This is a genomic window from Kitasatospora purpeofusca (assembly GCF_034043715.1).
Lineage (GTDB): Bacteria > Actinomycetota > Actinomycetes > Streptomycetales > Streptomycetaceae > Kitasatospora > Kitasatospora purpeofusca_A.
Genome location: NZ_JAXCLC010000118.1, coordinates 1 through 12,739 on the forward strand (window position 1 = coordinate 1; position 12,739 = coordinate 12,739).

The 12,739-nt window shown below is 74.3% G+C and carries 11 protein-coding genes; 5 read left to right on the forward strand and 6 right to left on the reverse strand.

Features of this window, described 5'->3' with window-relative positions:
* Nucleotides 1-58: 58 nt before the first annotated feature.
* The 5 genes from SM793_RS34895 to SM793_RS34915 form a co-directional block, all read right to left on the reverse strand.
* Complete coding sequence (locus SM793_RS34895; protein ID WP_320442353.1) at nt 59-838, reverse strand: VOC family protein; 780 nt, start codon at nt 836-838, stop codon at nt 59-61.
* Between the two features lie 152 nt (nt 839-990).
* Complete coding sequence (locus SM793_RS34900; protein ID WP_320442354.1) at nt 991-1,698, reverse strand: TetR/AcrR family transcriptional regulator; 708 nt, start codon at nt 1,696-1,698, stop codon at nt 991-993.
* Nucleotides 1,699-1,834: 136 nt separating this feature from the next.
* Nucleotides 1,835-3,073: a cytochrome P450 gene (locus SM793_RS34905; protein ID WP_320442355.1), complete on the reverse strand. Its 1,239-nt coding sequence runs from the start codon at nt 3,071-3,073 to the stop codon at nt 1,835-1,837.
* A 122-nt stretch (nt 3,074-3,195) separates the two neighbouring features.
* A complete protein-coding gene (locus tag SM793_RS34910) occupies nt 3,196-3,684 on the reverse strand; it encodes a hemerythrin domain-containing protein (protein WP_320442356.1) in 489 nt (162 codons plus the stop codon).
* A 138-nt stretch (nt 3,685-3,822) separates the two neighbouring features.
* Nucleotides 3,823-5,586 carry a PQQ-binding-like beta-propeller repeat protein gene (locus SM793_RS34915; protein WP_320442357.1) on the reverse strand — a complete coding sequence of 588 codons (1,764 nt, stop codon included), beginning with the start codon at nt 5,584-5,586 and terminating at the stop codon, nt 3,823-3,825.
* Nucleotides 5,587-6,010: 424 nt separating this feature from the next.
* Between SM793_RS34915 and SM793_RS34920 the strand changes: the two genes are divergently transcribed.
* Nucleotides 6,011-7,144 carry a serine hydrolase domain-containing protein gene (locus tag SM793_RS34920; protein WP_320442358.1) on the forward strand — a complete coding sequence of 378 codons (1,134 nt, stop codon included), beginning with the start codon at nt 6,011-6,013 and terminating at the stop codon, nt 7,142-7,144.
* Nucleotides 7,145-7,216: 72 nt separating this feature from the next.
* Here the strand turns inward: SM793_RS34920 and SM793_RS34925 are convergent, their stop codons facing one another.
* Nucleotides 7,217-9,172 (reverse strand): glycoside hydrolase family 5 protein, encoded by a 1,956-nt coding sequence (locus SM793_RS34925; protein WP_320442359.1) that lies wholly within the window; start codon nt 9,170-9,172, stop codon nt 7,217-7,219.
* Nucleotides 9,173-9,652: 480 nt separating this feature from the next.
* Here SM793_RS34925 and SM793_RS34930 point away from each other — a divergent pair, with 480 nt between their 5' ends.
* The 4 genes from SM793_RS34930 to SM793_RS34945 all read left to right on the forward strand — a co-directional run bounded on the left by SM793_RS34930 (nt 9,653) and on the right by SM793_RS34945 (nt 12,731).
* Nucleotides 9,653-10,525: an SMP-30/gluconolactonase/LRE family protein gene (locus tag SM793_RS34930; RefSeq protein WP_320442360.1), complete on the forward strand. Its 873-nt coding sequence runs from the start codon at nt 9,653-9,655 to the stop codon at nt 10,523-10,525.
* Nucleotides 10,526-10,632: 107 nt separating this feature from the next.
* Entirely contained in the window at nt 10,633-11,136 is a 504-nt protein-coding gene (locus SM793_RS34935; protein ID WP_320442361.1) for a YfbM family protein, read from the forward strand.
* A gap of 126 nt (nt 11,137-11,262) precedes the next feature.
* Nucleotides 11,263-12,216, forward strand: a complete 954-nt coding sequence (locus SM793_RS34940; RefSeq protein ID WP_320442362.1) for an RNA polymerase sigma factor SigF — start codon at nt 11,263-11,265, stop codon at nt 12,214-12,216.
* Between the two features lie 116 nt (nt 12,217-12,332).
* Nucleotides 12,333-12,731, forward strand: a complete 399-nt coding sequence (locus SM793_RS34945) for an STAS domain-containing protein (RefSeq protein ID WP_320442363.1) — start codon at nt 12,333-12,335, stop codon at nt 12,729-12,731.
* Nucleotides 12,732-12,739 lie beyond the last annotated feature (8 nt).

A 12,739-nucleotide genomic window follows, 5' to 3' on the forward strand; every position in this document is an offset into this window, starting at 1 on the left:
GCCCCCCCCCCGGGGCGGCCCCCCCCCCCGCCCCCGCCGCCGACTGCAGCGGTTGTGGCTACAGCGGCTGTGGCTTGATCATCGCGAACGGAGCGCCCTGCGGGTCGGCCACCACCGTCATCCGCCCGGCCATCATGTCGAACGGCGGAGCCAGCACCGTACCGCCGCTCCTGACCAGGGCGTCCACCGTGGAGTCCACGTCGTCCACCGCGAAGTACGTCAGCCAGTGCGGCGGGGTGCCGGGCGGGTCGCCCGCGAGCAGGGTCACCCCGCCGACCGCCCGGCCCCCGACCCGCAGCTCCCAGTACGCGTCGGCGCCGTCCAGGGGCTCGATCTCGATCCCGAAGGCCGCGCCGTAGAACGCGGTGGCGGCCGGCACGTCGTTGGTGTGGAGCTCGTTCCAGGTCAGCGCCCCGGCCTCGTTGACCACCTGGGCGCCGGAGAACTCGCCCGGCTGCCAGACGCCGAACACCGCGCCCTGCGGGTCGGCCGCCACCAGCATCCGGCCCAGCCTGCCGACCTCCATCACCGGGGCGAGCAGGGTGCCGCCGGCCGCGACGATCGCGTCCTGGGTGGCCTGCGCGTCGGTGCTCGCGAGGTAGCCGGTCCAGACGGTCGGCGGTTCCGGCGCGCCGTCGGGACTCATCGTCGGGCCGATGCCGGCCACGGCCCTGCCGTTGAGCTCGCAGACCGCGTACCCGCCGAACTCGGCGGGCCCCGGCGCGCCCTGCCAGCCGAACAGGTCGCGGTAGAAGTCCAGCGCGGCCTGCTGGTCCTTCGCCATCAGGTCGACCCAGCACGGGGTGCCGGTCGGGTAAGGAGTGGTGACTTCGGGCATTCTCGCTCCTCCTCGTGGGATCCCCCGCCGGTCACCCTCTCCTCGGGGCGGTCGTTCCACCGCCCGACACGCCGCCCCGTTCGGCGGCCGAGGGGGTCGGAGCTCGTCCTGGATCCGGCGGCCTCCCGGGCCCCGCTCGGCCGCTCAGCCGCTCAGCCGCCCGGCCTCCCGAGCCGCGCCTCGGCGGCGTCGAGGAGGAGGTCGAGCGCGTGCGGGTAGGCGCTGCGGTTCATGTCGGCGGTCAACAGGTGCGCGGTGGCCGCGATGTGCGGGTGGGTGGTGGCGTCGAGGCGCGCGTAGGAGGCCTGCCAGACCTGGTAGTCGGCGCTCAGGGCGGCCGAGGGCAGGGCGAGGGCGGCGGCGTCCAGGACGGCGAAGCCGAGGCTCTGGTCGACGAAGGCGTGGTAGAGGCGGACGGCCTCGGGGTCCGGGAAGCCGGCGTCGCGCAGTATGCCGAGGATGTTCTCGACGGCGGTGATCTCGTTGGCCCGGCCGGTGGTGCGATGGGCGGCGAGCAGGGCGGCCTGGGGGTGGGCCTGGTAGGCGGCGTGGATGCGCAGGCCGATGGCGCGCAGGTCGGCCCGCCAGTCGCCGGTGGGCCGCCAGCCGTGCTGGGCGCGGCCGATGAGTTCGTCGGCGATCGCGATCAGCAGGTCGTCGGTGCTGTGGAAGTAGCGGTACACCGCGCTGGGGTCGGCGCCGAGCGCGGCCCCGAGCCGCCGGACGGTGAGTGCCTCGGCGCCGTGCAGGCCGACCAGCCGCAGCGCGGTGTCGACGATCAGCTCGGCGGACAGGACGACGCCCTGCTTGGTGGGCCGGCGGCGCTTCCGCTCGGGCTCGGGAACCACACGTTCGGTCATGCCCGCAGAGTATGTCAACGGCATTGACGTAGGGAGGGGTCGCGCACGGATCCGGTGCGGATCGGGCGCGTCGGCCCGATGGCGCCCTACCCGGCCCTACCCGGCCCTACCCGGCCCTACCCGGCCCTACCCGGCCCTACCCGGCCCGCCGTACCGGCAGGCAGCGGGGGCCGCGCACCAGGAGGCCCGGCCGGTACGGCAGGGTGGCGGGGTCGGCGGCGAGGGACAGCGCGGGCAGGGCGTCGAACAGGCGCGGCAGTGCGATCGTCGCCTCCAGGCGGGCCAGCCGGGCGCCGAGGCAGATGTGCGGGCCGTGCCCGAAGGCCACGTGCGGCAGGGCGCGGCCGTCGCCGGGGGCGAACCGGCCGGGCCGGAAGGCGTCCGGGTCGGGGAAGACCTCCGGGTCGCGGTTGGCGGCCGCCAGGACGACCAGGACGGAGGAGTCCGCCGGGACGACCGTGCCGGAGCCGAGGTCGACCTCCTCGCGGGTGCGCCGCCAGGTGGTGCCCTCCAGCGGGCTGGCGTGACGCAGCGTCTCCTCGACCACCGCGGCCCACCGGGGCTCGCCCTGCTGCCGCGCCGAGGTCAGCTCGCCGGGGTGGCCGAGCAGCAGCAGCGAGGCGGAGGCGAGCAGGTTCATGGTGGTCTCGTAGCCGGCGAAGAGCAGCAGGAACGCCATCGCCAGCAGTTCGGTGTCGTCCAGCGCCTCGGCGTCCTCGTCGGCGGCGAGCAGGCTGAACAGGTCCTCGCCCGGCTGCTCGCGCTTGGCCGCGATGAGGCCGGTGAAGTACCCGTGCAGGCCCTGCCAGGCGTCGTCGATCTCGCCGGGGGCGAGGGCGCCGGCCGGGGAGCCGACCCGGTAGGTCCAGGTGCGCAGGTCCGCCCGGTCCACCTCGGGTACGCCGAGGATCTCGCCGATCACCAGGACGGGCAGCGGGAAGGCGAAGTCGTCGACGAGGTCGGCGGCCCCTTCGCGGTCGAGGCGCTCCGCGAGCCCGCCGAGCACCTCCTCGGTGAGCCGGGCGATCCGCTCGCCGAGGGCGTCCACCCGGCGGGGGGTGAAGGCCACCGAGGCCAGTCGGCGCAGGCGGCGGTGTTCGTCGCCGTCGGTGTTGAGCATGTGGCGCTCCAGCACGGACCGCGCTCCGGCCGCCGGTCCCGTCCCGCCGGACCCGCCGGGGCGCGGCGCCGGGACGTTGGAGAACCGGGGGTCGGCCAGCACCGCCCGGGCCTGGCGGTAGCCGGTCACCAGCCAGGCCGAGGTGCCGTTGGACAGGTCCACCCGGGCCGCCGGGCCCTGCGCGCGCAGCCCGGCGTAGAACGGGTAGGGATCGCGGGCGAACGCGGCGTCGGCGGGGTTCAGAGCTGTGGTCACCGGGTCATTCTCACCGGGCGCCCCGGAGGGCCCGACACGGCCCCCGGCCCGGACGGATCCGGGGCCGGGGGAGCGGGGCCCGGGGGAGTGGGGCGTCGCCGTGCCGCGTCACCGTCGCGGGGTCACGTCCGGACGGGACGGAAGACCGGCTCGGGCCAGTCGCCGTCCGGGACCGTCCGGTCGAGCGCGGCGCCGATCACCCGCTCCTCGTACCGGAAGTGCGACTCCATGACGGCCGCCAGCCCGTCGAGTTCGCGCCGGATCGCCTCGTTCGGGCCCGGGCCGTCGGTGGCGGCGGCCTGCCGGGCGAGTTCTGCCACCCGGGTCAGGATCGAGGAGATCAGGCTGTGGTCCTCGACCAGCTTCGCGACCGTCCCCGCGAGATCGGGCCGCTCGCGCACCAACTGCGCGAACAGTCCGTCGTCCTCGCCCCGGTGGTGGGTCTCCAGGGCGCTGCAGAAGGACAGGCAGTGGGTGAGGAGGGCTCCGCTGTCCGAACCCCGGTGCACCGCACCGGCCTTGAGGTCCTTGATCCGGCGTCGTAGTTCGTCGTGCGCCAGCGCGAGCTGCCGGCTCAGGGCGACCGTACGGCCGCTGTCATGGGAAGCCACGTCGGGCCGTCCCTTCGGTTGTCGCACCTCCATGCCTGACGCAGTCCGTCACCGGCACGCGATGCCTCCGCGATCCGATCACACCTCCGGTCCTCCGGGCAAGCGGTCGCCCGCCGGCCGGCCGGACCGGCGTCCGCCTCAGCCCGCGGAGACGTAGAGGTCGCCCTTCGCGGCGGCGGCGTACTCGCTCACCAGATAGGGGGCGGCGCCCGGCGCGAGCTCCCGGTCCTGCCCGGTCCTGGCGTCCAGCACCACGGCCTCGCCCCGCCGGGTGCGGCCGTACACCGCGCCGTGCCAGGCCGCGGTCACATCGGGCGCCACGCGTTCCCCGGCGTCGGCCGTGAACTGGATCCGCCACAGGACGTCGCCCCCGGCCGAGTCGACGCCGGTCAATTCCGCCCCGTCGTACCGTCCCACGCTGCACACCGTGGTGGCGCGGCCGTCGAACCAGCAGCGGTTGATGCCGGCGCCCGGTGCGTCCAGGAACCGGAGCGGCAGGCGCGCGCCGGTGGTGGTGGACAGCAGGGTGGAGGTGTTCCCCCCGGTGGCGAGGACCTTGTCGGTGGCGAACTCGGACAGGCCGAACCCCGCGCTGTCGGCCGGGGCCTTCCACAGGACGGTGCCGTCCTTCGCCGATACGCCCTGTACCTCCGACCGGTCCTCGCCCTCCACGCGTGTGCGCGAGGCACCGGCGACGGTGCCGCCCTGGATCAGCAGGGCCTCGAATCCTGGCAGCGTCCACACGACCGAGCCGGTGGCCAGGTCGACCGCGTAACTGGCCGGCGGGCCCGCGAGGGTGGGGACCAGGACGACAGCCCGGCCGTCGGCCACGCCCGCCACGGTCGGCACGCCCGGTGAGGCGGTGCCCTCGGCGATCCGGACCCGGCCGGCCTCCTTGCCGGAGCCGAGGTCCAGGATGTCGACCTCGACGGCGAAGTGGTCGGTCGTGGTCCCCTGCCCCGGGACGGTCAGGGGGAACGCCGCCACCGCGAACCGCCGGTCGCCGGAAGTGCCCAGGCCCGGGCGCCCCGGGACACCGGCCGTCGCCGACCCGTCGTCCTGCCGGCGGTCGGGGAGCCGCCCGCCGGAGGTCATGGCGGCGAGCACCCGGCCGTCGCGGACGGCCGTCGCCTGGAGCGTTCGGCCGTCCGCCACGGTGATCAGCTCGGCGCCGTCCAGGACGACGGCCGCGTCGTTGTCGGCGTGGTACCCGAGCGGGACCTGGGTGAACCGCGTCGGAGGGTCGGCCCGGACCGGTGCCGGCCCCGGTCGGCCGGACGAGCCGGACGTCGGGGTCCGGGCCGGACCGGCCGTTCCCGACGGATCTCCGCCGGAGGATTCGCCCTGGGGGTCCGGGACGGGGCCGTCGGCCGTCCCGGACCGGCCGGAGGCGTCCGAGGCTGCGGGCGGGGCGGGGGAGTCGTCCGTGAGGATCCTGGTGCCGCCGTAGCCCATGGCGACCACCAGGGCCAGTGCGGCGATCAGGATCAGCACCGTCCTGGCGTCGCCCCGGCGCACGTTCTGGATCAGTTGGTCACCGAGGGCCAGGTTGCCCCTGTTGCGGGACCGGCCGTCGATGATGATGCCGTCCCGGCCGATCCGCGGCGGCTCCGGCGGGGCGGGCGGGGCCGGAGAGTGGACCGGGGCGGGCGGGACCGCCGGAGCCGGGGGCGGGACGAGCGCCGTGAGCTCGACCGCGAACGGCGCCTCGGCGGACAGGACATGGACCAGGACCCGGCACAACTCGGCCTGTGCGGCCGGTTCCTGAGGACCGGCATCGAAGGCCTCCACCGCGGCCCGGCCGTCCGGCTGCGAGGTGAGTCGGCGCCGGACCAGTTCTCCCACGGCCTCCCCCATCGCCCGGCCCGCGGTTCCGGTGATTCCCGATGCCGTGTCCGTCATGAGCCGGACAATGGTCGCGGCAAGATCGGACTCGCTCAAAGCGCCCCCCTGACACAGTCGTCGACCCTCAACTTTGGCAGCGGCGGCCGTCGGTGGTCCTCGGGTCGCCGCCCATTGCGACCGAACCGCAACATCGGGGGGCGGCCCGCCCCCGGGAGGTCAGCCCCCCGGTGCCCGGCCCGCCAGGGTGCGTTCATCGCAAGCCATTGCAACGATCGGCGCGATCGATGGGCTCGGCCGTTGCGTTGAGCGCACATCCATTGCAATGCTGACGCCACAAAGCCTTCTATTCAACGGATATGAGTACCCGTGGCATGTTGACCAAATACTGAACGCAATGTAGCGTCGCTATTGTTCAGAGATTCCCGAACGACTGTGAGCACGGTCGGTCGGGCAGTGCGAGGACACGAAGAGAGGTACCACCATGTCCGTCAACACCACCGCGCAGGACGCGTCCGACCCGTCGCCGGACGCCGCCGGGTCGGAGCGCCCCGAACTGCGGGCGGCCGCCCAGGCGTTCGTCGACGCCGGGTTGGCCGGGATCCAGCTGCGGGTGCACGACGAACGGGGCGCCTGGGTCGGCGCCGCCGGGGTGCGGGAGCTGGGCGGGGCCGAACTGCCGCCGGTGGACGGGCGGTTCTGGATCGGCAGCAGCACCAAGACCTTCGTCGCGGCGCTGGTCCTGCGGCTGGTCGCGGACGGCGCGATCGAACTGGACTCCCTGGTGGCCGAGCATCTGCCGGAACTCGGCCTGGACGGGCGGATCACCGTGCGGATGCTGCTCCAGCACACCAGCGGGCTGTCCAGCCACACCGGTGGGCTCGACGCTGACGGGACCTTCGTGCCGGGGCTCCCCGCGGTCGGCGGGCCCTGGGTGGAGAACCGGTTCCACAGCTACCGGCCGGAGGAACTGGTGCGGTACGCGCTCGCCAGGCCGGCCCGCTTCGAGCCGGGCACGGACCAGAGCTACTCCAACACCAACTACACGGCGGCCGTGCTGCTGGTCGAAGCGGTCGGCGGCCGCCCGTACGCCGAGGCGATGCGCCGACACGTCCTGGAGCCGCTCGGGCTGCGCGACACCGTGGTGCCGGGCGACTCGCCCGAGCTTCCCGAGCCGCACGCGCACGGCTATGCCCGCTACCAGGACGGCGAGGAGTGGAGGGTCGTCGACGTGACCCGGCAGAACAGCTCGCTGCTGACCGGCGCCGGCGACATGATCTCCACCACTCAGGACCTCCACACCTTCTTCTCGGCGCTGCTGGGCGGCCGGCTGCTGCCGGCCCCGCTGCTGGAGGAGATGCGCACGCCGCACGGGACGCTCGGCTACGGCCTCGGGCTGTTCGTGCAGGACCTGGGCCCGGAGCACGGCGCTATCGTCCACCACAACGGCGGCGCCCCGGGCGGCTACGGGGCGCTGATGATCTCCACTCCGGACGGCAGCCGGACCCTCACGGCGGGCCTGACCACGGGTGACGCCGCGGTGGACCCGGCGCAGGTCTTCCCGGGGGGGCTGGACGCGCTGATCACGGCCGTGTTCCGCGACGGCCACGGGCGGTGACCGGAGGCGCCGGCTGTCGGCGGGGTGGTCCGCCGGACGGCGTTCGTCCGGCGAACCACCCCTGACGGGCCGTCAGCCCAGCGGGCGGCAGAGCACCGCGTCCGGGACACCGCGGTGCATCCACTTCCAGGTGAAGGCGACACCGGCGAGGTACTCGCCGTCGCCGCACTGCCCCTTGTAGTAGCCCGGGGCCCAGTCGCTGCCGGACGAGCCGCCGGTGGCGGGGCGGTTGTCGCCGTGGTCGAACCACAGGGTCCGGGTGGCGGCCGGCAGGGCCGCGGTCGCGGGTGCGCAGAGCAGCGCGGACATCGCGTTGGAGTTCACGCTGTAGCCGACGGCGAAGGTGCCGTCCGGGCACTGGAGCTTGTTGTAGCCGGCGGCCCAGTCGCCGTGGGTCACGTAGCGCTCGTCGGTCACGGTGGTCCAGTCGCCGCCGCCGGTCGCGGGCTGCCCGGCGTCGGTGCACAGGCCGCGGCCGTCACTGCGGGCGAGGCCGACCAGCCGCTGGCCGTCGGGGCAGTTGCCCTTGCGGTTGCCCGGGCTCCAGTCCGGTCGGGCCAGCATCCGCCGGGAGAGGTCGAGGTCGGCGTGGTCGAGGTCGAGCAGGCCCCAGTGCGGGGCGGGGGCGACCTGCCCGGTGTACGAGGGCGCGGTGATCAGCCGGTTCCAGTACGGGGCGCGCCAGTCGCCCGGGTCCGCCAGGCTGAGCGGGCGGCCGGCGGTGTCGAAGTCGAGCAGCGCCCAACTGTCGTTCGGCACACCGTTGCTGTGCCAGCCGACCAGTGGCCAGACGGCGAAGTCGGTGTCGTTCGCGGCCAGGATCCGGGTGAAGTTGTCGAACCAGGCCTGCTCCTTGGCGTCGGTCGACCCCCGGCCGCCGGCGCCGAACTCGCTGATCCACACCGGCGCGGTGAAGTGCTGGCCGGACCGGGTGACGAACAGGGCCTCGTCGTCGACGACCTGCGCCAGCTGCGCCGGGGTGAAGTCCTGGTAGCGCGGGTCGCCCGTGGAGCCGGCGGAGCCGCTCGCCGCGCCCGTGTTGGCGGGGCCGGTGTAGCCGTAGAAGTGCGCCGAGTAGACCAGTTTGCCCGAGTCGATCAGGGCGTTGGAGAGGTTGCGGACCGGGGTCAGCTGCGGCCGGCCGTGGCTGAACACGGCGGCCGGTATCCCGTACCAGTTGATGCCCTCCATGACGACGAGCAGGTCGGGGTCGGTCTGCAGGATCCGGTTCCCGGCCTCCTCGAAGGCGGCGTACTGGTCGTGGCTGTCGCCCAGGCCCCAGTTGGGGTCGTCCCAGGTGTCGCGGCGGACCTCGTTGCGCAGGTCGGCGCCGACCACGCGCTTGTTGTCCTTGTACCGGCCGGCCAGGAAGACCCAGTCGTCGATCCACTGCTGGGTGGACTGGCCGCTGTTCCAGCGCTCGTTGCCGTCCAGGCCGCAGCAGAACCGGTAGCTGGTGGTGTGGTTGTTGAGGACCACCGCGAAGCCGTCGGCGGTCAGCGCCGACACGACCGCGTCGAACACCTGGAGCGGGGTCTTCCCGCGCAGCTGCGGGTTGGCCGTGACGGCGACGTCCGGCACCGTGCTCGGGTCGTGGAGCAGGGCGTTGGCGAAGGGCAGCCGGACGCTGTTGATGCCGAGGCGGTGGAAGCCGCCCAGGATGTCGGCGATCGGGGCCCGGTCCAGGCCGAGCGGCAGGTTGTAGGAGACCTGTCCGGCCTGGTTGTTGGCCGGGTCGGTGGTCGGCCCGCTGCCCTGCCAGGTGCCCTGGGCGCCGGCCCAGTTGCCGGACCTGAGCTTGAAGCGGGCACCTGAGGCGTCGACGATGTAGCGGCCCCGGGTGCTGAGCGGTCCGGTCCAGGAGGCGGCCAGGGCCGGTCCGTCGAGTACCGCCGGTGCTGCCCCGGCCGCACCGGAGGCAGTGGTTGCGACGGTTCCGGCGGCGGCGGTGCCGGTCCCCGCCGTCACGGCGACGCAGGCGAGCAGGGCGGCCCCCGCCGCCAGCGCGCGGCGCGCGAATGTGTTCATGGTCATCCCGGTGGGTGAGGGTGGTCTGGCATGGATGTGACAACTGCGGGTCTGACAACCATTCATGCCCCGTCCGCCCGGCCGGGACTCCGCAGTGGCCCGGCGCATCGGACGGCGGGCACGGGTGCCGGGAGGCGGACGGCCGCCCGGGCGAGCCCGCGCCGATGGTCGCGCCGGAGGCTAGCAGCGGGGGCGAGGGTGTATGGACAACTCCCGGTGGCCGAAAATGAGCTGTCCGACGAACGGCGGGCGGCGGTCGGTGCGTGTACGGCTGATGGTGGGCGGTGGGCGGTGCGCGGTCGCCGGTGAGGGCGGGGCCGGGGCCGGAGCCGGTGCGGATCTTCTCAGCGCCGGGCGCGCGGACTACGGTGAGGCCGTGGCGGACAGTCGGGAAGACTTCGAGGGTCGCGTCGCCCTGCGACGGCCACTCCGCCCGCCTCGACCGCCCCGCCCGGACCTCGCAGAACGGAACCGACCACCATGCCCGACCAGGACCAGCAGCCCGTCGTCTGGGCCCCCGGCACCCATGAGCTGGGGGAGGGTGCCCGCTGGGTGGACGGCCGGCTGGTCTTCACCGACATCCTCGCCGGCCGGCTCCTCGAAGTCTCCGGCACCGCGCCCGGCACGCCGCGCGAACTCCTCTGCCTGGACGTCCCGTTGGGCGCGGTGGCCCCGGTCGAGGGCAGCCCCGGGCACTGGATCGCCGCGGCCGGAACCGGGATCGCCCTCCTCGGTCCGGACGGCTCCACCGAGTGGCTGGCCCGCCCGGAGGAGCACGCCGCCACCCCCGTGCGGATGAACGACGGCGTCTGCGACCCGCAGGGCCGCTTCTGGGCCGGCAGCATGGCGTACGACGAGACCCCGGGCGCCGGTTCGCTCTACCGCGCCGACCACGACGGCACCGTTCATCGCGTCCTCACCGGACTGACCATCGTCAACGGACCCGCTTTCAGCGCCGACGGCCGGCTGCTCCACGTCGCCGACAGCACCGCGGGCGTCATCCACCGCTGCACCCTCGACGCGGACGGAAACCCGCTGGACATGGTGGAGTTCGCCCGGATCACCGACGGCGGCTCGCCCGACGGCATGACCGTCGACACCGAGGGCCGGCTCTGGGTGGCGGTCTGGGGGAGCGCCGCCGTCCACCGCTACGAACCGGACGGCACCCTCTCGGCCGTCATCCCGCTGCCCGCGCCGCAGCCCACCTCCGTCTGCCTCCCGCCGACCGGTGGCCGCCTCCTGGTCACCACCGCCCGGCTGGGCCTCCCCGGCGCGCCGTCCCCGTCCGGCGCCGTGCTCGCCGTCCCCGTCGACGCCGCCGCCCCGGCTGCCGCCGCCTACCGCCGGCGCTGACACCCGACCCGACGGGCCCGACCTGGTCGGGCCCGTCGGCTGTCGATGTCCGCTGTCGATGTCGGCTGTCGATGTCGGCTGTCGGTGCCCCGTCCTAGGCTGCGGCCATGGGCATGATCGGGAGGTATCTCCGGCTGAGCGCCGGGGAGTTGGAGCGGGCGGAACAGGACCCGCAGTGGGCCCGGAAGTTCGCGGAGGAGCTGGGCGAGGGCGCGCGGGACGGCCGGTCCGGCGGGGCGTGGGCGCGTCTGCACGGTACCGGCAGGGCCTGGCAGGCACTCGACTTCCTGCTGCGCCGCCGGGACTTCCCGGTCGACGTCGTGTACGGCGAGGCGGAGCTGTCCGGCGCCGAGGACTGGGGCTACGGCCCGCCGTGCCTGATCGCCCCCGAACGGGTCCGTCTCGCCGCCGGGGCCCTCGCGGAGCTGGACCCAGGCCGGCTGACGGAGGGCGTCGCCGCCGCCGACCTCGCCGAGGCCCGGATCCACCCGCACGGGCTGTGGACCTGCGAGGACGCCCTGCACCTGGTGACGGCCGAGTACCGCGCCCTGGCCGACTTCCTCGGCGCGGTGGCGACCCGCCGGCACGGTGTCCTGGTCTGGATCGAGTGACGACGGCAGGGGCGACCGGTCGACCCGTTCCACCTGGTTCACCGAATCTCCACGTGGGGTGGCCGCATCCTTCCGCCGATCCGGGGTACCGGGCCAGGACCGTGCCGACACGACGGAAGGACTCCCATGGTGGCCACCACCGGTGAATCGCTCGTTTCCGCCGCTGCCCCGACGGCGGACCCCTCCGGAGCCGCGGCGACCGCGACCGCACCCGGCGCCGACAGTCCCGGCCACACCCCCGGGACCAGCACCGGCGCCGGCCTGCGGGACCTCCTGCCGCCCGAACTCGCGGCGGTGGACGACCCGCGCGAGGTCGCGCCCGCGGACGCCCGGGACCTCACCCGGCAGCTGCTGCGCCGACTGGCCACGCTGGAGGAGGGGACCAGGGAGTACTCGTACGTCCGCACCACCCTGGTGGAGATGAACCTCTCCCTGGTGCGGTTCGCGATCCGGCGCTTCGACGCGCACCGCGAGCCGAAGGAGGACCTCCTCCAGGTCGGCGCCGTCGGCCTGATCAAGGCCATCGACCGGTTCGACCCCTCGCTCGGTGTGGAGTTCACCACCTTCGCCATGCCGACCGTGCTCGGCGAGATCCGGCGGCACTTCCGCGACACCACCTGGGCCGTCCACGTGCCCCGCCGCCTCCAGGAACTGCGGATATCGCTCGCCCGGGCGCAGGAGCGCCTCTCCCAGGGCCTGGACCGCGCCCCGACCGTGGCCGAACTCGCCGAGCACCTCTCGCTCACCCCGGAGGAGGTCGTCGAGGGCCTGACCGCCGCCAACGGCCATACCGCCGGCACGCTCGACGGCGGCGGCCCCGAGGACGGCGACGCCCCCGGGCCGCTCGGCGAGCAGCTCGGCACCGACGACCACGAGTTCGCCCTGGTCGAGGACCTCGTCACACTGAAGCCGCTGATAGCCGCCCTGCCGGAACGCGAGCGCCGCATCCTGTCGATGCGCTTCTGCGAGGACCTCACCCAGTCCCAGATCGGCGCCCGGCTCGGCCTGTCCCAGATGCACGTCTCCCGGCTCCTCACCCGCACGCTGGGACAGCTGCGGGAGGGCCTGGAGGACGTCTGAGGGTGCTGTCCGGCGCGAATCCGAGAGCACGGCGGCTCCCTCACCACAAACCCTTCACTTGGCCGATGGGCACGGCCTCCGTATCGTCGGAGGGCACGGACACGGAGGGGACGACGATGATGCCATCCGACAACGACCCGGGGGACACCACCCTGGCGGCGGTCGCTCCGTACCGTCCCGGCCTGGTGGTGGAGACCCGCCCCGCACCCGGCGGCGCGATGCTCTGCATCCTCGTCGGCGATCTGGACATCGAGACCCTGGCGCCGGCCGCCGAGACGCTCGACGCGCTGGTCGCGCAACGGCCCAAGGCCGTGGTCATCGACCTCCGCGGCGTGGGTTTCTGCGACTCCTCCGGCCTGAACGTGCTGCTCAAGACCCGGATCGCGGCCGAGCAGGGCGGCCTGGAGCTGCGGCTCGCCGCCGTGCCGCCCACCGTCATGCGGGTGCTCGACCTGACCGGCGCCCGCGCGGTGTTCTCGATCCACGACTCGGTGGCCGAGGCACTGGCCGGCTGAGCCGGGCG